This window comes from Streptomyces sp. NBC_01264 (assembly GCF_026340675.1).
Classification (GTDB): Bacteria; Actinomycetota; Actinomycetes; order Streptomycetales; family Streptomycetaceae; genus Streptomyces.
On the sequence record NZ_JAPEOX010000001.1, the window covers coordinates 814,793 to 835,522 of the forward strand.

The following is a 20,730-nucleotide window of genomic DNA, read 5'->3' on the forward strand; positions in this document are numbered from 1 at the left end:
GGGACGGAAGACGGGGGGGGAAGGCGTGTGAAGACCAGAGGAAGACGGGGAAGACGGGGGAAGGCGTGGGAGAACGACGGCGGACGAGGAGTCCTCCCGCCGGGTATCCGAGGCGGGTGACGCGCCGAACGGCCGGGCGATCCGGCGGGGACAGGGTTGAGCGGTGGTCAAATTCCCTGTTGCCGGGATGCATCGTGCGGTGACGGCCCCGCACTGTCAACGGTCATCCGGAGCCGTTCACTTCGCACCCCGGACGGCCTCCACCCACCTCGACGGCTCCGCGGCCACGGCTCCGGCGCACCCCGACCGGGGCCGCGGCCTGCGGTGTTGCACCCGGGAGACTCCTCTCCGGCCCACCGGCCCGCGCACCTCGACCGCCCGGACGCATGCCGCATGGGCATGAGTTGCCACCGGTCCGGCATGAGCACCTTTGTGAAGTCTGACGGTTGTTCACCCGACGCGGTCTTACAGGTACACCCTTGCCCGGTTACCGTCCGGTCATGACGCCCACCCTCGCCCAGCTCCGCTACCTCGTCGCCGTCGCCGACTGCCGTTCCATCACCGAAGCGGCGGCCTCCGTCTTCGTCGCCCAGTCCGCCCTGTCCCGAGCCGTCCAGGCCATGGAACGCGACCTCGGGGTCGAACTCCTCGCCCGCCGGGGAAGGGGGGTGGACCTCACGCAGGAGGGGGCCCGGGTCGTCCGGCTGGCCCGCACCGTGCTCGACGCGGTGGAGGCCATCGACGACATCGGCACCCCCCACGGACTGGGTGCCAGAGCCGCCCTGTCCATGGTCACCACCCCCACCCTGGCCCTCGATCTGGCCTCCGAGCTGGTACGGACCTTCACGGAACGGCACCCCGGCCTCGACGTCAAGCTCCACCAGCACGACAGCCGCGAGGCCGTGGTCCAGGAAATCACGCAGGGCCGCTGCGAGTTGGCCCTCGTGGACCTCCCCCTCGACAAGGAACTCTCCACCCACTACATCCAGGAGCGCGAGGTGGTGCTCATCTCCCCCGTCGGGTCCGCGCTGCCCGACCCGTTACCCTTCCGCGCGCTCGACGGGCTGCCGATGGTGCTGCCCACCCCCGGGACCGGCCGGCGCACCGAGATGGAGGCGATGTTCAGCTGTCTGGGCGTCCGTCCGGTGCCTTGCCTGGAGGTGGACGAACGCCTCGGCTGGGTGACGGGGGTGACCGACGGCCGCGGCTCGCTCATCTGGTACCGCGACGTGGTCGCCCGGGCCTTCGGCAGCCGGGCGGAGATACGTTCCTTCACTCCGCCCCTGCTGCACCCGGTAGGCATCGCGCACGCACGCCGGCCGCTGAGCCGTGCCGCCCGCGCCTTCATCGCGCACGCCCGGCACAAGGCACCCATCCGCGAGCCCTCGCGATGACCGGCGGGCGACGTCCCGGGCGGGCCGACGAGGGGTCCCTCCGGACGGCCGGACATGCCCACCCGGCATTGAACGATGCTCAAACGGGGCGCGATTGACCCTGGCGCCACAACCTGACTCCCCCTCACATGGTGGGCATGTCACGACTACTCCTCACTCCCCCGCGGGCCGCCGCCTTCGCCGCAGCGGCCCTCGCCACGGTCCTGCCGGCCGCTGCCTGGCTGACCGGACCCGCCGCCGGGTCCGCCGATGCCGCCTCCACCGCCGCGGTGTCCGTGTCCGCACCCCGGTTCGGCACTACCGGCACTGCCGGCGCCGCCGCGGCCCCCGAGCGCCAGTGCACCCTCCCCGGAGGTCTGGCCGAGCTCAGCGGGCTCGCCATGAGCCGCAAGCACCCCGGGGTCTTCTACGCCGTCAACGACAGCGGGAACACCAACCAGGTCTTCGCCATCGACTGCAACGGCCCCACCGGCCTGCTCAAGGCCACGTACACGGTCTCCGGGGTCGGCAACACCGACTGGGAGGGGCTGACCATCGGAAAGGACTCCTCGGGCCGCCCCGCGATCCTGGTCGGCGACATCGGGGACAATTTCGGCGGTCGCGCCGAGATCACCGTGCATTCCTTCGCCGAGCCCGACCAGCTCGCCAACGCCTCGGCGACCCCCGTGACGTACCGCTTCGCCTATGCCGACGGGAAGCACGACGCCGAATCGCTGCTCGCCGACCCGGTCACCGGCCGGATCCACATCGCGAGCAAACTCATCGGCGCGACTGGCCAGTTGTACCAGGCCCCGCTGCCGCCGGCGCCCGGGCAACTGAACACCCTGACCGCCGTCCGGCCGGGCCCGGTCTTCGCCACCGACGGCGCCTTCTCCCCGTCGGGGGCCTCGTACACCCTGCGCAGCGGCGGCCCTCTGGGGGTCAACACGGCCTCGGTGTACGACACTTCGGGCACCAAGCTCGCGGACGTGGCCCTGCCCGCCCAGTCCCAGGGCGAGACGGTGACCTACCTCGACTGCGCCAACCTGCTGGTCGGCTCGGAGAACGACACCCAGATCTGGCGGGTGCCGCTGCCCCCGGAGGCCACTCCGGGCTGCGGCGGCACGCCGACCCCGACGCCGACACCCACACCCACACCCACTCCGACCCCGACACCCACCCCGACCCCGACTCCCACGCCGACACCCACCTCCACGCCGACCCCCGGTCACCTGAAGCTGGCCAACCCCGGCCCCCAGAGCTGCAAGTTCAACCAGAACTGCACCATCCAGCTCACCACCACCGGCGGAAAGCCCCCCGTCCGCTACACCGCCACCGGACTGCCGTGGGGCCTGACCCTCGACGCCACCACCGGCCGCATCAGCGGCAAACCCTGGGCCACCGGAACGATCCAGATCACCGCCACCGCCACCGATGCCACCCCGACCACAGCCACCACCACCTTCCCCCTCACCCTCACCTGGTTCTGAAGGAGCCGCGGGGCGGACCCGGACCACCCGGGATCCGCCCCCGCGCGTCAGCCCAGCCCCGACGCGGCCTCCCGGTCGGCGACGACGACGAGGTTGGGGTGCGTGCGCAGGATCGTGGCCGGGAAGTCGCTCGAGATCTCGCGTTCCAGCATGCCGGCGAGGGCGTCCGCCTTGGCGGCGCCGCTCACGATCAGCACGAGGCGCCGTACCTTGGCGAGCATGGCCGCTCCCATCGTCACCACGTGCGAGGGGGCTTCACAGCCGTCCGGCAGCAAGGCCAGGGCGTCCTCGTACCCGGGGTAGGAGTCCTTGAGTTCGTAGGTGTAGATCTCCTGGTCGAAGCGCGTGGCGTACGGCATGTTCCCGCAGAAGTGGCCGTCCGCGCCGAGCCCGATCAGCATCAGGTCCAGTCCGCCGTTCCCGTGCAGTTCGCGGGCGACGGACGCGTGATTGCCGACCGTGAGCGGGTGGATGTGGGACTCCGGCACCCCGCCGGGGCCGTAGAGGTGCTCGTGGAGCGCGGAAAGGGTCAGCCCGTGTTCCCGCCCGGCGAGGGGCACCTCGTCGAAATTGTAGAAGTGGACGTCGGAGAAGGCCCCGGGGTTGCGGCGCAGCCTCTCGGTGACGATCTCGTACGTGCCCGCGGGGCTCGCTCCGGCGGTGAGGGCCATGTTGACGCGGCGGTCGTGCAGCATCTCGCCGAGCACGATGTCGGCCGCGGTGCGGCTGAGGTCCTCGTAGTCCCGCGCGATGACGATCTTCATGGGGTGTCCCCGTTCTCGTGGCTCGTGTGTCTTTGGTTTTCAGGGGTCTTCAGGGGTCTTCAGGGACGCGGAGCGGACTTCTTCACGTACTGCTCGGTCTTCTTCAGCTCCTTCTTCGCCTCGACGGAAGTCCCGTAGGTCCGGTCCGAGGTGACGGGCGTGACCGAGACGGCCCCGCCGAGGGCTGCCGTGGAGTCGGCGTCCTGACGTCCCTCCACACATTCCGTGCTGCCGGGGTTCGCCGACGCGCAGTCGCCGAGGGCGATGCCGAAGCTGTCCCCGCCGCCGTCCTGTACGTAGGCGTGGTACGCGTACGCGCCCGAGCCGACCCGGGTCCAGACGGGTGGCCGGGCCTGCGCGCCGGCGCTGATGTCGGGGTAGTCCACCTTCAGCGCGAACGCGTCCGTGAGCAGCCGGTGTTCCTTCAGTCCGGCGAGGAACTTCGCGCCAAACGCGGCGGTGGCACGGTAGTTCTCCACGGGGTGCGCGCTCATGTCCGCGTTCGCGGAGGCGCTGAAGGCCACGGCCGGGACACCGATGTCGATGGCGGCGATCGCGGCTCCGACCGTGCCGGAGTCGTTGACCGAAGAGCTCACGTTGAGCCCGGAGTTGATGCCGGTGACCACCAGGTCCGGGGCGCCGCTCCAGCCCGCCTTGGCGGCGAGTCCGCCGCGCGGGGCGAGTTTGACGGTGTCGGCGGGGGTCGCGCTCGGCGAGTCCGGGCCGCACGGGCCGTCCGTCAGGCAGACGCCGAAGACGGGGGCTCCCGAGGGGGCGCCCGCGCAGTCGTTCTCGTAGCCGGCCGGCATCCGTTCCCGCTGCTGGACCGTCAGTACGCCGTGGTTGGTGACGGCGGTTCCGCGCCCGCTCTGCACCTGCCACGGCGCCATCACCACGACGTCGGCGCCGGCGGCGCACAGTGCGCGGCGCATCTCGTAGGCCCCGAGTCCGTCGGAGTGGCTGGGCTTGGCGGCCTGGATGCCGTCGTCGTTGGAGATGAGGATCCGCATCCCGTCCAGCGGGCCCGCCCCCGATGCCCGGGTGGGCGCGGGCGCCCGCACGGAGTCGGCGGAGGCCGCCGCCCCGGTGGTGGTGGCGAGCGCGCACGCCGCGGCCACGGCGAGGAGTTTGCGATGAACGGTGCGCATGGGGGGCCTTCCTTCGGGTGCGTCGAGCCCGCGGGTGCGTCGGGCTCTTGCGTGCATCGAGCCGCTCTTGCACGCGTCCCGATGTCGCGGGGGCCCGGGAGGCAACGCCTCGATACCGGGCCTTCCCCGTGCACTCTTCCGCCGTCGGACCCTCCGGGGACAGGGGCTGAAAGTCCCGTCCCGGAGGACCGAACGGCCTGATCCGGGCGATGTCATCGCACAGTGAACTCGCTTGCGGAAAAAGCTTGTTGATGAGCCGGGTCGGTAAGGCATAAAGGTCGCCGCATGAGGGACCTTCGACTTCCTTTGTCTTCCGTTGACCTCGTCAAGACTGAGGGGACCTCGGACCGAAGACGTTCCGGGTTCGTTCCACGCGATGCAGGGAGAACTCATCGTGGATTACGGAAAGACGGCGCCCGCCGTGCTCGAAGGCGTCGGTGGCGAATCGAATGTGGAGTCCCTGGGGCACTGCGCCACACGGTTGCGTTTCGTCCTGAAGGATCCGTCGAAGGCGGACAGAGCGGAGGTCGAATCGGCCCCCGGTGTCATCACGGTCGTCGAGAGCGGCGGCCAGTTCCAGGTGGTCATCGGGAACGACGTGGCCAAGGCCTACGCCGAGATCGGCAGGATCTCCGGGCTCGGAGGCGACAGGGCGCGGACGAAGGACGCCTCGGCCGCGGCCACGGGCAAGGCGGGCGGGAATCCGCTGACGCGGCTGGTCGACGTCATCTCCAGCATCTTCACCCCCTTCCTGTGGACGCTGGCCGGCGCGGGTCTGCTCAAGGCCACGATCGTGCTGGTCACCAAGCTCGGCCTGGTCGCCGAGACCTCGCAGGAGTTCACCGTCCTGAACGCGGCCGGTGACGGCGTGTTCTTCTTCCTGCCGGTGCTGCTGGCGGTGACCGCCGCGAAGCGGTTCGGGTCCAACCAGTGGACCGCCATGGCCATCGCGGGATCGCTGGTCTACCCCTCGATCAGCGCCCTGAACGAAGCCGGTGACCCGGTCTCCTTCTTCGGGATCCCGATGGTGATGGTCGCCTACGCCTCCTCCGTCATCCCGGTGATCCTCGCCGTGTACGTGCAGAGCTTCGTGGAGCGCGGCCTCGACAAGGCGCTGCCGTCCAGCGTCCGCAACTTCATCTCCCCGATGCTGACGATTCTCCTCATGGTCCCGCTGACCCTGCTCACCATCGGCCCCGCCTCGGACTGGGCGGGCCAGGGAGCCTCCAGCCTGATCGGGTGGCTGTTCGGCCTCAGCCCGGCCGTCGCCGGAGCCGTCCTCGGCGGCACATGGCAGATCATGGTCGTCTTCGGCATCCACTGGGGCCTGGTCCCGATGATGGCCAACGACCTCGCCGTCCAGGGTCACTCCCTCCTCTACGGCCCGCTGGTCGCCGCTTCCGCCGCGCAGGGCGCAGCCGTACTGGCGGTCATGCTCCGCACCCGCAGCAAGAGCCTGAAGAAGCTCGCCGGTCCGGCCGCCGTCAGTAGCTTCCTCGCCGGCATCACCGAACCCGCGGTCTACGGTGTCAACCTGCGCCTGAAGAAGCCCTTCGTCTACGCCTGCATCGCCGGCGCGGTCGGCGGCGGCATCGCCTCGGCGGGCGGCTCGGCTTCGACCGCCTACATCGTGCCCGGCCTGCTGTCCCTCTCCGCCTACCTGGAGGTCGGCAGCTTCACCCTCCAGCTGATCGGTGTCGGCGTCGCCACCGCCCTGTCCTTCGGTCTCACCATGGCCCTGGGCTTCAAGGACGTCCCGGAGGACGCCGCCGAAACCGCTGAGGACGGCGAGGCCGGCGAGGCGACCGAGATCGGCGCCGCTCCCGAACGCCCCGCCGCCGAGGCCTTCGAGGTCGCCGCCCCCGTCGAGGGCAGGGTCGTCGCCCTGGCCGACGTGACGGACCCGGCGTTCGCCTCCGGCGCCCTCGGTGACGGCGCGGCCGTGGCCCCGACCTCCGGCGAGGTCCACGCCCCGATCGACGGAACCGTCGTCAGCGTCCTGCCGCACGCCTACGGGCTCCGCTCCCCCGAGGGCGTGGAGGTCCTCGTCCACATCGGCATCGACACGGTGCGGCTCGGCGGGGAGCACTTCACCACCGCCGTCGAGCAGGGCGATCACGTCCGGCTCGGCGACCCGCTCGGCGAGGTCGACCTGGCCGCGGTCGAGGCCGCCGGCTACGACACCACCACGATGGTGATCGTCCTCGACGCGGCCGGCACGGGCGTCGTACGGACCACCGAGCACTCCGAGGTCGAGCACAGCACGGTGCTCCTGTCCCTCGGCCCGGAGCGCGAACTCGCCCCGGTGGGCTGACGCCCTGACCCGCGGCGCGCCCGTCCCGCGCGCCGACCCCGTACGGAACACACAGCACCCCTCGCCCTGATCCACGTACCCCCGAAGGAGATCCGCACATGGACCACAAGACCCCCGCCGCCTTCCGCCCCGACTTCCTCTGGGGCGCCGCCACCTCCGCCTACCAGGTGGAAGGCGCCTGGGACACCGACGGCAAGGGCCCGTCCGTCCAGGACGCCCGCGGCAACTACCCCGAGGGCACCACCGACTTCAAGGTCGCCGCGGACCACTACCACCGCTTCGAGGAGGACGTGCGGCTCTTCTCCGAGCTGGGCCTGAAGGCCTACCGCCTCTCCATCGCCTGGACCCGGATCGTCCCGGACGGCGACGGCGCGGTGAACCCGGACGGCATCGCCTTCTACCACCGCCTCTTCGACGCCCTCCTGGCGCACGGCATCGAACCGGTCGTCACCGTCTACCACTTCGACCTGCCGCAGGCCCTCCAGGACAAGGGCGGCTGGACCTCCCGCTCGACCATCGACGCCTTCGCCCGCTACTGCGAGGTGCTGTTCGAGGAGTACGGCAGCAAGGTCAAGCACTGGCTGACCATCAACGAGCAGAACATGATGATCCTGCACGGCGCCGCCATCGGCACCAGCGCGACCACCTCCGACGACCCGAAGCGCGAGCTGTACCAGCAGAACCACCACATGATGGTGGCCCAGGCCCGTGTGACGAAGATGTGCCACGACATGCTGCCGGCCGCCAAGATCGGCCCGGCGCCGAACATCTCGGTCGTCTACCCGGCGAGCAGCAAGCCCGAGGACGTCCTCGCGGCCTCCGACTACAACGCCATCCGCAACTGGCTGTACCTGGACATGGCCGCGTACGGCACCTACAACCCGACGGCCTGGGCCTGGATGACCGAGCGCGGCATCGCCCCCGAGATCGCCGACGGGGACCTGGAGGTCCTGGCGGCCGGACGCGCCGACTACCTGGCGCTGAACTACTACACCTCCGCCACCGTCGCCGCGCCCCTCGACGACGGCGCCGTCACCTTCGAGGGCGGCGACCAGCAGCTCGCGGTGAGCGAGAGCGGGGTGTTCCGGGCCGTGAGCAACCCGCACCTGGCCCGCACCGAGTTCGGCTGGGAGATCGACCCGGTCGGTTTCCGCACCACCCTGCGCGACGTCTACAACCGCTACCGGCTGCCGGTCATGGTGACCGAGAACGGGCTGGGCGGGTTCGACACCGTCGAGGACGGCGAGATCCACGACGACTACCGGATCGCCTACCTCTCCGAGCACGTCGAGCAGATGCGCCTGGCCGTCTCGGACGGGGTGGACGTCATCGGCTACCACCCCTGGTCGGCCATGGACCTGATCTCCACCCACCAGGGCGTGGCGAAGCGCTACGGCTTCATCTACGTCGACCGCGACGAGTTCGACCTCAAGGAGCTCCGCCGCATCCGCAAGGACAGCTTCTTCTGGTACCAGCAGCTGATCAAGGGCAACGGCTCCCTCTGATCCCCTACGCCCCGGGCCGCCGGCCGTACCGCCCACCCGGCGGACGGCCGGCGGCCCCGCGGCGTTCCCCCGGCCCGGCTTCCCGCCGACCTCCCCTCCCCCACTCAGGAGACCTCTTCCATGACCCGCTTCCCCTACCAGTTGATCGCCACCGACCTCGACGGCACCCTCGTGCGCAGCGACCACACCGTCTCGGCGCGCACCACGGCCGTCCTCGCCGCCGCCGTCTCGGCCGGGGCCCGGCACGTGGTCGTGACCGGGCGGGTCACCCAGTGGACCAAGCCCACCCTGGCCGAAATCGGCTACCGGGGCCTCGCCGTCTGCGGTCAGGGCGGCCAGCTCTACGACGCCGGGCGCGACGCCCTCGTCTCGTCGGTCCCCCTCGACCGCGAGCTCGCGGCGCACGTGGTGGCCCTGGTGGAGGCCCGTACGGGTCCGCTTTCGGTGGCGGTGATGCCCCTGGAGCTGGCCGATCCCATCGTCACGGGCCCCGGGTTCCCGCTCCCGCCGATGGCCTCGGCCGCGATCGAACGGGTCCACGACGCGGCCCGGCTGTGGGACCGGCCGATCGGCAAGGTCCAGATCCAGCACCCGCACCTGACGGACGACGAGCTCACCGAGGCCGCCCGGGAAGCGGTGGGTGATCTCGTCACCGTGGTGATGGCCGGCCCGACCTGCGTGGAGCTGCTCCCCCTCGGCCTGTCGAAGGCCACCGGCCTGGCCCTGGCCGCGGAGGCGCTGGGCGCGACGGCGGAGAGCACCATCGCCTTCGGTGACATGCCCAACGACATCCCCATGTTCGCCTGGGCGGGCCGTTCGGTCGCCATGGCCAACGCCCACGACAGCCTCAAGGCGGTCGCGGACGAGATCACCACCGGCAACGACGAGGACGGCGTGGCTGCGGTCCTGGAGCGCCACCTCCTCCCGCTCACGGGAGCCTCGATTCGGTAATAGCCACATACGATTCTGATCCATTACCGTACGGAGGGTGTGAGCAGGGGGAGGGCCCTCCTCGCGGAGCGCGCGCAGGCATACCGGCCCGTCCGGGCGGCCGCCGGCGGAACCTGGCGTACAAAGAACTCAGCGAACGACCCAGCAAGGAGCCGCACCAGCATGTGGAAGTGTGAACAGGTCATCGGTGGCGCCCTCGACGTGGAGGAGGCGGCCGCCCTGTACCGGGCGTCCACCCTCGCCGAACGCCGCCCCGTGGAGGACGCCCAGCGCTTCGCCCGGATGCTCGCCGGGGCCAACCTGGTCATCGTCGCCCGCGACGAGGACGGCCGGCTCATCGGGATCTCCCGCTCGATCACGGACGGCGCGTACGCCACCTACCTCAGCGACCTCGCCGTCGACGCCGCGTACCAGGGCAAGGGCGTGGGCAAGGACCTGATCCGCGCCACCCGGGAGGCGGCGCCGCAGGCCAATCTGATCCTGCTCGCGGCCCCGGCGGCCGTGAACTACTACCCGCACATCGGGTTCACCGCACACCACTCCGCCTGGACGATGGACGGTCCGGCCGACCAGGCCTGAGCGGTAGCGGTACGGGGAGGGAGTCCAGGCGGCGGACCGCGGAGCGCCGCTGGACCGCCGACAGGACCGCGATCCCCGCGCCGAGGGCCAGCCAGCCCGCGGGCCCGGCCGTCATCACCACCCCGGTCAGGAGCAGCGGCCCCGCGGACTTCTGGACGGACTGGGCCATGCCCGCGACTCCCAGGTACGAGGCCCGCGCCTCCTCGGGGGCGAGCGAGACCGCCAGTTCCCAGGAACTCACCGACCGCAGCAGCTCCGCCCCGGTGACCAGCCCCGCCGCGGCGAGCAGCACCACCGACGCGGCCACGGCCCCGGTCCCGGCGCTGAGCGCCAGGAGGACGCAGCAGGCGAGCATGGTCAGCCCGTACACGGAGAGCGCCGCCGCGGCCTGCCGGGGCCGCTCGAACCGTGCCGAGACGCGGAGTTGGAGTACGACGACCAGCACGGTGTTGATGACGAGGAAGGCCGGAACCAGGACGTGCGGCGCGTCGGTGCGGGCCACCAGCCACAGCGGCAGGCCCACGGCCAGGACCGAGTCGTCGAGGTTCATGGGGATGTCGAGCAGGACGAAGCGCAGGTAGCCCCGGTCCCGCCACGGACTCGGCGCCCGCGTCCGGCCGGTCGCGCCCCCACCGGCCGCCGATCCCCCCGCATCCCCCGCGCCCGCGGCCACCCACCCCTCGGCCCGCGGTTCCCGGGTGCGCCGGACCAGCGCGGCCGCCGCGAGGAACGACAGTGCGTTGGCCAGGATCAGCGCCCGGTAGGCCTCCGGGGTGCCGACCGCCAGACCGGCCGCGGCGATGCCCGCGCCCACCGCGTAGCCGGCGTTCGCCGAGCTGCGCGCCAACGCCTGGTAGGTGCCGCGCCGTTCACCCGCCACCCGCGTGGCGAAGAGCATCTCCAGCGCCTTGGCCGCCCGGTCCCCGAGGCAGGTGACGGCGACCAGGGGCAGGAGCACGTCGAAGCGGGTGACCACGAGCAGGGCGCCGAGGGTTCCCAGGCGCAGCAGGTGACAGCCGATCAGCAGGGAGCGCACCGGGAACCGCCCGGCCAGGTGCCCCGCCAGGGGCGATCCGGCGATGCCCGCCACGGCCGCGGCTCCCAGCAGGAGGCCGATCCGGCCCGCGTCCAGGCCGAGGACGAAGGTGAAGTAGAGGACCGAGGAGGCGGCCCACACGCCCGTACCGGTGCGGTCGAGGAGCTGGGCGAACAGCATGATCCGGGCGTCCCGGCCCCCCGGGGGCCGCCGCAACTGTGCCACCAGCCCGGGGCGCCGCGACTCCCGCCCCCGCCCCGAACACCTCCGCCGGCCACGCCACCCCCGCACGCCCCGCCACCCCTGCGAACCCTTCCGGATCCCCGCACCGCGCCGCCTCATCCCCTGGCCTCCGAGCCCCCGCGAAAGTATCTCGACATCGAGATACCAGCGGAAGCCTGCCCGAGATCAATCTTGACGTCAAGATACTTACCGGCACGGGATCAGCCTCCGGGGTCCACCAGGACTGGGCCGCCTCCCCCCGCATTCCGGCACGGGATCCGGGCAGAAGCAGCCTGCTGGATGCCTGCGAGATGGGAGAACGACATGATCGCGCTTGGCATTGTCCTGTTGATCGTCGGCTGGCTCCTCGGCATTTCGATCCTGTGGACGCTGGGGATCATCCTCGTCGTCATCGGGGTCGTCCTGTGGGTGCTCGGGTCCGTCGGGCACGCCGTCGGAGGTCGGCGGCACTATTGGTAGCGCGAACGCGCACGGGCGCGCCCGCCCCGCACGGACGCGCCCGTGCCGCGTCGGCACGCGCGAACGGTTCCCTGGAGACGGTTCCATGATCCAGATGTCCATACCGCTGATCCCCGCGGACGACGGCGCACTGCTGATCCCCGCCGATCACGTCACCGGCCTCCTGCGCCGGCTCTCGGCCGACTGGGTGGAATCGGAGCACACCGGAGAGATGTTCGGCGACGAGCGGACCGTCCGGGACCTGGCGGGCGTACTGACCGAACTCGCCGATCAGATCGACGTCGAATGCATCGGCTTCACTTCGGCCGCCCCCCATCCGTAAGGACACCGAACCGGGCCGTGAGTCGCCGTCAGCATCCGGGTGCGCGTCAGTATCCGAGTGCGCGCTTCAGCCCGGCCTTGTCCATGGAGGAACGGCCGTGCAGATTGCGCCGCTTGGCCTCCGCGTAGAGCTGGTCGTACGTCGGCCCCTGCGTCCCCCGGTGCGAGTGCAGCCCGCCGCGCCTGGCCGAGGAAATGTCCTCGACGGAGCTCCTGCTCGCCGTCTCCGACTCCCCGGAACGGGCCCGTTCCTTGTTGACGGTCCGCGCGGCGATCTCCTTCGCCCGCTCGGCACTCTCGCCGCGCCGCTCGACGCTCTCCTTGATGTGCTCGTACTGACGTTCCCGCTTGGGACTAGAACCACGGGGCATGACCGCTCCTCGACCTGGGGGACAGGGGCATACGGGTCGCCTACCCGGGGCCGCGCACCGCACTCCTCCCGGACTCCCACCTCTGCGGGCCTCTCCGGCCGACCGGAATACCGGGCGATTCGCCTCATATTGCAGCCCGGTCCCCCCTGTCGCATGGTGGCAGCAGTACCCCCTCAGGAAGGAAGAACGCGTCATGAGCAAGGCGAAGGCTAAGGCGAAGCAGGCCAAGGGAAAGCTCAAGGAGACCCTCGGCGACACGATGGACGACAAGCGCATGCAGGCGGAGGGAAGCACCGAGCGGATGGCCGGCAAGGCCGAGGAAATGGCCTCCGACGCCGCGAACAAGATGAAGAAGGCCAAGGGACAGCGCTGACGATGCCGCACGAGCGCGGTGAGCACGATCCAGCCGGGCCGCCTCCCCCTGCCACGGAGGCGGCCGTGGTCCGCATGTCGGGCGAGATGGACATCAGCCGGGTCGACGAGGTGCGCACCCTGCTGCTGGAAGCGGTCACCCGTGCGGACGGTCCCACCGACGTCGTCGTCGACCTCAGCGGCCTCACCTTCTGCGATTCCGCCGGGCTGAACCTGCTGCTCCGGGCCCGCCTGCTCGCCGCGGAGTCCGGCCACACGCTGCGCCTGGCCGCGCCGAGCGCCCAGATGCTGCGGCTGCTGGAGATCACCGGCACCCTCCCGCTCTTCCCCGTCGACAGCGCCCCGCCCGGGTTGGGCGACCCCTGACGGGGTAGGCGCGGGACATAGCCGCTGTCGAGACCCGAACGACCGGGAGAAGGGGGTGCGCGATGCCCTCGGCGGACGACGACCGCTTCGCCGTCGACGTGCGACCCATTGACGGGGCCACCGTCCTCACCCTGGCCGGAGAGCTCGACCACGACACCGCGGAGCCCCTGCGCACGGCCCTCGAAGCCGCCCGGGCAGGTGGCGGACGACGCGTGCTGATCGATGTCAGCCGGCTGGCGTTCTGTGATTCCACGGGACTGAACGTGTTGTTGCACAGCCGGCTCGCGGCCCGGGAAACGGGCGGCAGTCTCGAACTGATCGGCCTGCACCGGCCGGTCGCGCGCATGTTCCAGGTCACCGGCGCCGACGGGCTCTTTCCGCAGCACCCCGATGTGGAGGCGGCTCTGGCGAGCCACCGGCACACGTAGCACAGGAGCATCGATGAGCGACCGCCGGTCACCGGAGCGGACCCGGCGTCTGCTGTTGCACGGCACCGAGGACGCCGTCGGCCGATGCCGCGATTTCACCCGCCGGGCCCTCACCGAATGGCAGTGGCTGCCGGAGACCGACAGCGCGAGCGGCCCCTCGTACGGGCCCGCCGACGAGGACGAGAGCGCCGAGGCGGCGGACGACGTACTGCTCCTCGTGTCCGAAGTGGTGGCCAACGCCTGCATGCACACGAGCGGGCCGGTTTGCCTGCTCCTGCACTGCACCCCGGAGCGGCTGCGCATCGAGGTCACGGACCCCAGTCCGGTCATGCCCCTCTACCGGTTCCCCGCCGATCCGGCCCGCCCCGGGGGCCACGGGCTGCTCATCGTGGAGCGGCTGGCCGGCGCGTGGGGCGCGGATCCGGTCGACGGCGGGAAGTGCGTGTGGGTGGAGGTCATCACTCCACGGGCCCTGCGGGGGACCCCTCGTCTTCCGTCTCATCCTCCAGCATTCCCGTCCGGAGCCTCGCCATGATGCGGCTCAGCAGGCGTGAGACGTGCATCTGGGAGAGGCCGAGCCGCTCGCCGATCTCGGACTGGTTCAGCTCCTGACCGAAACGCAGCGAGAGGATCTGACGGTCACGGTCACTGAGCGTGGCGAGGAGCGGCTTCAGCGTCTCCAGGCATTCGATGCGGTCGTACGCCGCCTCCTCCTCCCCCAGCGGCAGCCCCCGGGGGGCGGCGTCCGTCTCGGGTCCCACCGGAGCGTCCAGGGATCCTGCCAGGTAGCCGTTGGCCGCCACGCGGCCCTCGTCCAGCGCCTCCGCGGTGATGCCGAGCTGCCGCGCCAGCTCCGGGTCGGTCGGCTGCCGTCCCAGCCGCTGCTCGAGCGCGTCGTGCGTCTTGGCGATGTCGAGGCGGAGTTCCTGGAGGCGCCGCGGAACCTTCACGGACCAGCTGGTGTCACGGAAGAACCGCTTCATCTCGCCGGTGATGGTGGGAATGGCGAAGGTGGTGAACTCGACCCCCCGCTCCACGTCGTACCGGTTGATGGCCTTGATCAGGCCCACCGTGCCGACCTGGACGATGTCCTCCAGGGGCTCGGACCGGTTGCGGAACCGGCGTGCCGCGTACTTCACCAGGCTGAGGTTGAGCTCGACGAGCGTATTGCGCACGTACGAGTACTCCGGCGTGCCCTCGCTCAGCTCCTTCAGCCGTCTGAAGAGCGCGACGGACAGCGTCCGCGCCTCGCCGGTGCTGACGGAGAGCCGGTCCTCCGGCACATCGGGCGTCTCGGTGCGGAGGTCGGTGGGGAACGGGTCCGTGGTGTCGCTGGAAACGGTTGCCATGAGTTCCTCCGACGGATTGTGGGCACCGGCCGCTCCGTGCGGGCGGCGGGAACCGTCGTGGCCTTCTCGAAGGGATATACCCGTACGGGGGAAGGCTGACCCTCTTTTTACGGAACATCCCCGTCCGGGACGTGGACGTGCAGCACGCAGATGTCGTCACGGTGGGCCGTGCACAGTGCGGCGAGCGTGCGGGCGAGGGTTTCGCCCCGCCCCTCCCGCAGGAGCCGCACCGCCGCCTCCGCGAGCCGGCCGAGGCCCGCCTCGATGTCCTCGCCCGGTTCCTCCACGAGCCCGTCGGTGTAGAAGAGCAGGTCGTCACCGGGCACCAGGTCGACGGCGGCCTGCCCGTAGGAGGCCTCGCCGGTCGCGCCCAGCAGGGCGCCCTGGGGCTGTTCCAGGAACTCCGCCCGGCCGGCGCGGATCAGCAGGGGCGGCAAGTGGCCCGCCCGGGCCCAGATCAGCCGCCGGTCCCGGGGCCGGTAGCGGGCCATGACCATGGTGGCGGTGGCACTGCCCGGATGGTCCGAACCGGTGTGCAGCAGGAGGGTGTTGAGCCGGCGCAGGACATCGGGCAGGGGCGATCCGATGACCGTCATTCCCTTGGTCGTGAACCGGAGCTGGGCCATGGTCCCGACGGCGGCCAGCCCGTGGCCGGCCACGTCCCCGACCACGAACAGGGCGCTCTCGTCGGGGAGTTCGATGGCGCTGTACCAGTCGCCGCCCACGTTGATCCCGCTGTCGGCGGGGACGTAGGCCACGTCGACGCACAGGCCGGCCAGTTCCAGGGACTGTTCGGGGATCGGCAGCAGGGTGTCCTGGAGGCTCGCGGCGAGCGCCCGTTCGGCCTGGAGCATGCCCCGCTGGAGCAGGACGGCCCGCTCGCTCTCGTGCAAGGCGAGTTCGACGTCGTGCTGTGCGGTCAGGTCCTGGAAGAAGCCGTGCACCTCGACGGGTGCGCCGTCGGCGTCCGTCTGGGCCTCGGCGACGATCCGCAGGTGGCGCACTCCCCGCCGGGTGGTGATCCGGAACGGCTGGTCGACGGACAGCCCCTCGCTCAGCAGCCGCTCGACGGCCGCGCCCAGCTGCTGGAGGTCCTCGGCGACGACGTGGCGCGGCAGCTCCTCCAGCGGCATCGGCCCCCGGCCCGGATCACGGTCGAAGATCGCGTAGACCTGTTCGGACCAGGTGACGGTGTCGGTGACGAGGTTCCAGCCCGCCCAGCCGAGGTTGCCGAGGCGCTGCAGGTCGGCCAGCCGGCGGATCTCGCGCTGGCTGGTGTCGTGGCAGATCCACGACACGACCAGGTGGTCTCCGAGCCGGGACGCCCGGACCGAGTAGACGGACTGCCGGGGGGCGCCCGCGACCACTTCCTCGTAGGTGAAGGGTTCCCCCTCGTACGTGGTGCCGGTGATGAGCGTCTTGAGGTACCCCTCCCAGAGGGCGGTGCCCGCCACGGTGGGGTACGTCTCCAGGATCCGGCGGCCCACGAGCTCCTTGCCGCGCCGGCCGGCCACGTCCACGGACTCGGGCGCGGCCGCGTCGATGCGGTAGTCCTCCACCTCACCCGTTTCCGAGCGCAGGGGGGTAAGCAGGATCGTGGGGCCGGCCATGGTGTCCAGGATGATCTGGACGGGCTCCGCGTAGTCGCCGAAGGCCCCTCCCGCGTCCCGCGGATCGCGGGGTTCGGGCGCTCCCAGGGGCCCCGCGCACAGCCGGGTCGCCTGGCGCAGCAACACCCTGGTGTCGGCGGCGAAGGGGCCCGGCCTGGTGCGCAGGAATCCGATGGCCGCCCGGGGAGGTCCCGCGCCGGGCACCGGCACCCAGGCGCGCGAGGGCCACCGCTCCGGTGGGTCTCCGATCAGCAGATAGCGCCGGGCGTCCTGTTCGACGTCCTCCAGCCAGAGGGCGCGGCGGCCGGCGATCGCTTCGAGGGCGGCGACCCCGCTCAGCGGGGGAATGTGGCGCCACTGCTCGGCCAGCGCCTCGTCGATTCCGGCGCTTCCGGTCAGATCCAGGCTCCCGGCGGCCGCCACGCTGTAGATCATCACCGCGTTCACGTCGGTGGCCGCACCGAGCACGGTCACCAGCAGCTCCGCGATGCCGTCGCCACCGTGCGCGGCCGCCAGGCCGTCGGCGACCCGCGCCAGCAGGCCGTTCAGCTCGCCGTCCCGGTCGTGGTGGCCTGCGAGATAGCGGCGGCTGCTGAACGCCGAGGCACCCGGCGCGCCTTCCGGGCCCGTGGCCGCGGAGACCGGCACGGCCGTGCCCAGGGAGATCCGGGCGGTCCCGGGCGGCCGGCGCACGCGGACGTTCCCGAGCGCGATCCAGCACTCTTCCAGGAGGCAGCGGCCTCGCCGGGCGGCCCGTTCGAGGAGCAGCGCGTACGCCGTGTCGGCGGAGACCCCCACCGTGGCCATGAGTACGCCCTTGGCCCGCTCGACCACGGCCGTGGTCGCTGCGACGCCTTCCAGGTCGACGACTTCCGACCGGAGTCTGGCCACCACCCTGGCGAGCGCCACCACCTCGGGTGCGGCGCCCTCACCCACGGGTGCGGCATCGCCCTTCACTCCTTGAGCATCCCACGCCGTCCTCGTGCCCGCCCGGGTGCGGCCCGGTGTCACCCACCGCGCGGGCTCACCCACCGCGTGCCCTTCCGGCCCGGCTTCCCGCCCGGCTTCTCCGGCTGCTGCGGACGGTCCATACGACTGGCCTCGTCCGTGTCCGCCGCGGGCGTGGTCCGGTCGTCGCTGCGGCCGGTGCGCTCCGTGTCGTCACGGCGGTAGGAGTGCGTCGTGCGGCGCCGTTCCTGCTTCCCGTGCTGCGCCCCGCCGCCCTCCGGCGGCACTCCTCCCGCGCCACCCTGCTCGTCCATGGCCGTCCTCCTCGGTCGACGGGAGCCGTACGGGAGCCCCCACGGCTCCCGCACGGGCGGCTGCCCCGCTCCGGGTGCCGCAAACCGGGCGTCGACCGCGCCCGGACGGGTAGGCGCCCGCTGCGGGGTGCGGCCTCGGCCCTCATGGCCGCGACGGGGGCCGCACTCCGTCATCGGGGGCGTCCGGCGGCTGCGGGACGTACCGGGATCCGTTCCGGGAGGCGCGTTCCGGGAGGCGCGAGGGCAAGGCAGAACGTACCCACGGAGAGGGCCGGCCCCCTGATCACAGGGTCAGGTCACGGGCTCCGGTGCCGGCACGGGTCCCGGCAGGGGCCCCGGCGGAGGATGCCGGTCGGGCCGCGGTACGGGCGGCGGGTCGGGCTCGGGCCGCGGAGGCGCCGGCGGAACCGGGTCCGGCCCGGGTGCCGGTACGGGACCCGGCAGGGGCCCCGGTCGAGGTCCCGGACCGGGGCCCGGGCAGGGGGTCGGGCTGGGCGGCACCGGGTCATTGGGCGGCGTCCCCATGGACGCCGCCCCTCCCGGTACCGGCTGGCGGCCGGTGGGCGCGAGGCTCTTCGGATGCGTCACGATGCCTCCGATCGTTCGTCGGGAAACCGGCGGCCCGGACCCCGGACCGTCCGGCCGGGCACCGTCGGGTGCCCGCCGCGCGCGGGTCGCCGCCTGACGGCGGTACGCGCGGTGCACCGCGCCTACCCGCGTCGCCGGGCCGTAGACACAGAGCCGCACCCGCCGGGCCGCGGACGCCCCGGACGCATGCGCGCACCGGCCCCCTGCGGTACCAGGGACCGGGGCCCGCCGCGGGTCCTTCCCCGCTGCCGCCGAGCGGCCCTGTGCGAGTGCGCGTACGGGTGACACGGACAGCGGGGTGCGCACGCTCGTCCGCGGCCGTGGCGAAACATCTCTGGCGGCCGGTCACGTACCGGCCCCGCACCGCCGATCCGGCCGGGCAACCTGCCGTGGCACCGGTCCGTCGCAGGGAGTCCCCCGTGCACGTCCTGCTCGTCGCGAGCGCCTTCAACAGTCTCACCCAGCGGGTCCACGCCGAGCTGCGCGACCACGGCCACAGAGTCGCCGTGGAGCTGGCGCTCCCCCGGGCCGATCTGGCGGCGTCCGTGCGGCTGCACCGCCCCGACCTGATCGTCGCTCCGATGCTGACCTCGGCCGTGCCGGAGGAGGTCTGGTCCGCCCACACCTGCCTGATCGTGCATCCCGGTCCGGTCGGGGACCGCGGGCCCTCCTCGCTCGACCGGGCCCTGCTGGACGGGGTCCCGCGGTGGGGCGTCACCGTCCTGCAGGCCAATGCGGAGATGGACGCCGGCGACGTCTGGGCCTCGGTGGAATGTCCCGGTCCGGATCCGGGCCTGTCGAAGAGCGCCTGGTACCGGGGCGAGGTCGCCGACGCGGCCCTGGAGGCCGTCCTGCTCGCCGTGGACCGCTTCGCCTCCGGAACGTACGTCCCCGAGCCGCAGACCGGGGGCCTGGCCCGCCCCCTGCTGCGCCAGGAGCACCGCCGGATCGACTGGCTGCGGGACGGTACCGAGCGGGTGCTGCGGACGCTGCGCGCGGCGGATTCCCGGCCCGGTGTACGGGACGAGCTGCTCGGCGGCGTCTGGTACCTGCACGGCGGCCATCCGGAGGACCGGCTGCGCGGCCGCCCCGGTGAACTGCTGGCGACCAGGGCGGGGGCCGTCTGCCGGGCCACCGCCGACGGCGCCGTGTGGATCCCGGAGCTGCGGGCCCACCGCGCCCCGGGGCGGCAGGCCGCCCCCAAGCTCCCCGCCGCCCTGGCCCTCGGCGACCTGCTGCCCGGGCTGCCCGAGCTGCCCGCCCCGGCGGAATCCGGCCGGGGCGCGGAGCCCCGTACCTGGTCCGACATCGGCTACCACGAGGAGGGCGGGGCCGGCTTCCTGTCGTTCTCCTTCCCGGGCGGCGCGATGAGCACCGCCCACTGCCGCCGACTGCTGGACGCCTACCGCGCGGCCTGCGCCCGCCCGACCTCGGTGCTCGTCCTCGGCGGCGGACGGGACTTCTTCTCCAACGGGATCCACCTGGGCGTCATCGAGGCCGCCGCCGATCCCGCCGGGGAGTCCTGGGCCAACATCAACGCCATGGACGACCTGGTGGAAGCCGTCCTGACCACCACCGACCGGCTCGTAATCTCCGCGCTGGGCGGCAACGCGGCCGCCGGCGGAGCGGTGCTCGCCCTCGCCGCCGACGAGGTGTGGTGCCGTTCCGGTGTGGTCCTCAATCCGCACTACCGGCTGATGGGCCTGTACGGATCGGAGTTCTGGACGTACACCCTGCCCCGCCGGACCGGCCGGGCGGGTGCGGAGCGCCTGACCGCGGAGGCCCTGCCGCTAAGCACCGTGGCGGCCCGGCGGCTGGGCCTGGTCGACCGTACGGTCGACTGCCCGCCCGGGGAGTTCGCCGACCGGGCCGCGGCGCTCGCCGCGCGCCTCGCGGCCCACCCCGCGACCACCGCCCGGATCGCCACGAAGAAGGCGCGCCGGGAACTGGACGAGGCGCGGCGCCCGTTGGCCTCCTACCGGGCGGCCGAGCTGGAGCGGATGCGGCAGACCTTCTTCGACCCGCGGTCTCCGTACCACGCGCTGCGGCGGGCCTTCGTGGGCAAGGTGCGCCCGGACGTCACGCCGCCGCACCTCGCGCGCGCCGTACCGGCGCGCCGCGGCGCGCCGCGGGGTGTGCGGGCGCAGCCCGTCACCGGACCGGGTGTATCCGACGCGGCACCGGATCCCGGTCGGTGCTAG

General features: G+C 72.2%; 20 protein-coding genes. 13 read left to right on the forward strand and 7 right to left on the reverse strand.

Annotated elements, in window-relative coordinates; translation table 11 throughout:
* Positions 1–500 precede the first annotated feature (500 nt).
* Both OG435_RS03660 and OG435_RS03665 read left to right on the forward strand, forming a co-directional pair.
* Positions 501–1,394: a LysR family transcriptional regulator gene (locus OG435_RS03660; RefSeq protein ID WP_266875251.1), complete on the forward strand. Its 894-nt coding sequence runs from the start codon at positions 501–503 to the stop codon at positions 1,392–1,394.
* A 137-nt stretch (positions 1,395–1,531) separates the two neighbouring features.
* A complete protein-coding gene (locus OG435_RS03665) occupies positions 1,532–2,863 on the forward strand; it encodes a putative Ig domain-containing protein (protein WP_266875252.1) in 1,332 nt (443 codons plus the stop codon).
* Positions 2,864–2,910: 47 nt separating this feature from the next.
* Here OG435_RS03665 and OG435_RS03670 read toward each other — a convergent pair whose 3' ends face one another.
* Positions 2,911–3,627 (reverse strand): 6-phosphogluconolactonase, encoded by a 717-nt coding sequence (locus OG435_RS03670; protein ID WP_266875253.1) that lies wholly within the window; start codon positions 3,625–3,627, stop codon positions 2,911–2,913.
* Positions 3,628–3,686: 59 nt separating this feature from the next.
* A complete protein-coding gene (surE, locus tag OG435_RS03675) occupies positions 3,687–4,775 on the reverse strand; it encodes a 5'/3'-nucleotidase SurE (RefSeq protein ID WP_266875254.1) in 1,089 nt (362 codons plus the stop codon).
* A gap of 394 nt (positions 4,776–5,169) precedes the next feature.
* Here surE and OG435_RS03680 point away from each other — a divergent pair, with 394 nt between their 5' ends.
* The 4 genes from OG435_RS03680 (at position 5,170) to OG435_RS03695 (ending at position 10,124) form a co-directional block, all read left to right on the forward strand.
* The gene (locus OG435_RS03680; protein ID WP_266875255.1) at positions 5,170–7,089 is read left to right on the forward strand and encodes a beta-glucoside-specific PTS transporter subunit IIABC; all 1,920 of its coding nucleotides are present in this window, start codon (positions 5,170–5,172) and stop codon (positions 7,087–7,089) included.
* Positions 7,090–7,187: 98 nt separating this feature from the next.
* Complete coding sequence (locus OG435_RS03685; RefSeq protein WP_266875256.1) at positions 7,188–8,594, forward strand: glycoside hydrolase family 1 protein; 1,407 nt, start codon at positions 7,188–7,190, stop codon at positions 8,592–8,594.
* A gap of 120 nt (positions 8,595–8,714) precedes the next feature.
* The gene (locus OG435_RS03690) at positions 8,715–9,545 is read left to right on the forward strand and encodes an HAD family hydrolase (protein WP_266875257.1); all 831 of its coding nucleotides are present in this window, start codon (positions 8,715–8,717) and stop codon (positions 9,543–9,545) included.
* 162 nt (positions 9,546–9,707) lie between these two features.
* A complete protein-coding gene (locus OG435_RS03695) occupies positions 9,708–10,124 on the forward strand; it encodes a GNAT family N-acetyltransferase (protein ID WP_266875258.1) in 417 nt (138 codons plus the stop codon).
* Here OG435_RS03695 and OG435_RS03700 read toward each other — a convergent pair.
* Entirely contained in the window at positions 10,072–11,340 is a 1,269-nt protein-coding gene (locus tag OG435_RS03700; RefSeq protein WP_266875259.1) for an MFS transporter, read from the reverse strand. The two genes, OG435_RS03695 and OG435_RS03700, sit on opposite strands and share 53 nt — an antisense overlap.
* A gap of 366 nt (positions 11,341–11,706) precedes the next feature.
* Here OG435_RS03700 and OG435_RS03705 point away from each other — a divergent pair, with 366 nt between their 5' ends.
* Both OG435_RS03705 and OG435_RS03710 read left to right on the forward strand, forming a co-directional pair.
* Complete coding sequence (locus OG435_RS03705; protein ID WP_266875260.1) at positions 11,707–11,862, forward strand: DUF6131 family protein; 156 nt, start codon at positions 11,707–11,709, stop codon at positions 11,860–11,862.
* Positions 11,863–11,947: 85 nt separating this feature from the next.
* Complete coding sequence (locus OG435_RS03710; RefSeq protein WP_266875261.1) at positions 11,948–12,184, forward strand: DUF6213 family protein; 237 nt, start codon at positions 11,948–11,950, stop codon at positions 12,182–12,184.
* A gap of 46 nt (positions 12,185–12,230) precedes the next feature.
* Here the strand turns inward: OG435_RS03710 and OG435_RS03715 are convergent, their stop codons facing one another.
* Positions 12,231–12,554 (reverse strand): plasmid stabilization protein, encoded by a 324-nt coding sequence (locus OG435_RS03715; protein WP_266875262.1) that lies wholly within the window; start codon positions 12,552–12,554, stop codon positions 12,231–12,233.
* A gap of 193 nt (positions 12,555–12,747) precedes the next feature.
* Here OG435_RS03715 and OG435_RS03720 point away from each other — a divergent pair, with 193 nt between their 5' ends.
* The 4 genes from OG435_RS03720 (at position 12,748) to OG435_RS03735 (ending at position 14,255) form a co-directional block, all read left to right on the forward strand.
* Positions 12,748–12,927, forward strand: a complete 180-nt coding sequence (locus OG435_RS03720) for a CsbD family protein (protein WP_266875263.1) — start codon at positions 12,748–12,750, stop codon at positions 12,925–12,927.
* Positions 12,928–12,992: 65 nt separating this feature from the next.
* Positions 12,993–13,292, forward strand: coding sequence for an STAS domain-containing protein (locus OG435_RS03725; protein ID WP_266875264.1), 300 nt, complete (start codon positions 12,993–12,995; stop codon positions 13,290–13,292).
* Positions 13,293–13,354: 62 nt separating this feature from the next.
* Positions 13,355–13,720, forward strand: a complete 366-nt coding sequence (locus OG435_RS03730; RefSeq protein ID WP_266875265.1) for an STAS domain-containing protein — start codon at positions 13,355–13,357, stop codon at positions 13,718–13,720.
* A 13-nt stretch (positions 13,721–13,733) separates the two neighbouring features.
* The gene (locus tag OG435_RS03735) at positions 13,734–14,255 is read left to right on the forward strand and encodes an ATP-binding protein (protein WP_266875266.1); all 522 of its coding nucleotides are present in this window, start codon (positions 13,734–13,736) and stop codon (positions 14,253–14,255) included.
* Here the strand turns inward: OG435_RS03735 and OG435_RS03740 are convergent.
* The 3 genes from OG435_RS03740 to OG435_RS03750 form a co-directional block, all read right to left on the reverse strand.
* A complete protein-coding gene (locus OG435_RS03740; RefSeq protein WP_266875267.1) occupies positions 14,179–15,069 on the reverse strand; it encodes a SigB/SigF/SigG family RNA polymerase sigma factor in 891 nt (296 codons plus the stop codon). The two genes, OG435_RS03735 and OG435_RS03740, sit on opposite strands and share 77 nt — an antisense overlap.
* Before the next feature lie 107 nt (positions 15,070–15,176).
* Entirely contained in the window at positions 15,177–17,636 is a 2,460-nt protein-coding gene (locus tag OG435_RS03745; RefSeq protein WP_266875269.1) for a SpoIIE family protein phosphatase, read from the reverse strand.
* 50 nt (positions 17,637–17,686) lie between these two features.
* Positions 17,687–17,941 (reverse strand): hypothetical protein, encoded by a 255-nt coding sequence (locus tag OG435_RS03750; protein WP_266875270.1) that lies wholly within the window; start codon positions 17,939–17,941, stop codon positions 17,687–17,689.
* Between the two features lie 1,007 nt (positions 17,942–18,948).
* On the opposite strand from OG435_RS03750, the gene OG435_RS03755 reads away from it, so the two are divergent.
* Positions 18,949–20,730, forward strand: a complete 1,782-nt coding sequence (locus tag OG435_RS03755; RefSeq protein ID WP_266875271.1) for an enoyl-CoA hydratase-related protein — start codon at positions 18,949–18,951, stop codon at positions 20,728–20,730.

Excerpts from the sequence above, each read along its gene's own strand:
- surE (WP_266875254.1), bottom strand. The coding sequence starts at position 4,775 with ATGCGCACCGTTCATCGCAAACTCCTCGCCGTGGCCGCGGCGTGCGCG.
- OG435_RS03665 (WP_266875252.1), top strand. The coding sequence starts at position 1,532 with ATGTCACGACTACTCCTCACTCCCCCGCGGGCCGCCGCCTTCGCCGCA.
- OG435_RS03740 (WP_266875267.1), bottom strand. The coding sequence starts at position 15,069 with ATGGCAACCGTTTCCAGCGACACCACGGACCCGTTCCCCACCGACCTC.
- OG435_RS03705 (WP_266875260.1), top strand. The coding sequence starts at position 11,707 with ATGATCGCGCTTGGCATTGTCCTGTTGATCGTCGGCTGGCTCCTCGGC.
- OG435_RS03720 (WP_266875263.1), top strand. The coding sequence starts at position 12,748 with ATGAGCAAGGCGAAGGCTAAGGCGAAGCAGGCCAAGGGAAAGCTCAAG.
- OG435_RS03750 (WP_266875270.1), bottom strand. The coding sequence starts at position 17,941 with ATGGACGAGCAGGGTGGCGCGGGAGGAGTGCCGCCGGAGGGCGGCGGG.
- OG435_RS03730 (WP_266875265.1), top strand. The coding sequence starts at position 13,355 with ATGCCCTCGGCGGACGACGACCGCTTCGCCGTCGACGTGCGACCCATT.
- OG435_RS03710 (WP_266875261.1), top strand. The coding sequence starts at position 11,948 with ATGATCCAGATGTCCATACCGCTGATCCCCGCGGACGACGGCGCACTG.
- OG435_RS03695 (WP_266875258.1), top strand. The coding sequence starts at position 9,708 with ATGTGGAAGTGTGAACAGGTCATCGGTGGCGCCCTCGACGTGGAGGAG.
- OG435_RS03660 (WP_266875251.1), top strand. The coding sequence starts at position 501 with ATGACGCCCACCCTCGCCCAGCTCCGCTACCTCGTCGCCGTCGCCGAC.
- OG435_RS03670 (WP_266875253.1), bottom strand. The coding sequence starts at position 3,627 with ATGAAGATCGTCATCGCGCGGGACTACGAGGACCTCAGCCGCACCGCG.
- OG435_RS03735 (WP_266875266.1), top strand. The coding sequence starts at position 13,734 with ATGAGCGACCGCCGGTCACCGGAGCGGACCCGGCGTCTGCTGTTGCAC.
- OG435_RS03685 (WP_266875256.1), top strand. The coding sequence starts at position 7,188 with ATGGACCACAAGACCCCCGCCGCCTTCCGCCCCGACTTCCTCTGGGGC.
- OG435_RS03700 (WP_266875259.1), bottom strand. The coding sequence starts at position 11,340 with ATGCTGTTCGCCCAGCTCCTCGACCGCACCGGTACGGGCGTGTGGGCC.
- OG435_RS03715 (WP_266875262.1), bottom strand. The coding sequence starts at position 12,554 with ATGCCCCGTGGTTCTAGTCCCAAGCGGGAACGTCAGTACGAGCACATC.
- OG435_RS03690 (WP_266875257.1), top strand. The coding sequence starts at position 8,715 with ATGACCCGCTTCCCCTACCAGTTGATCGCCACCGACCTCGACGGCACC.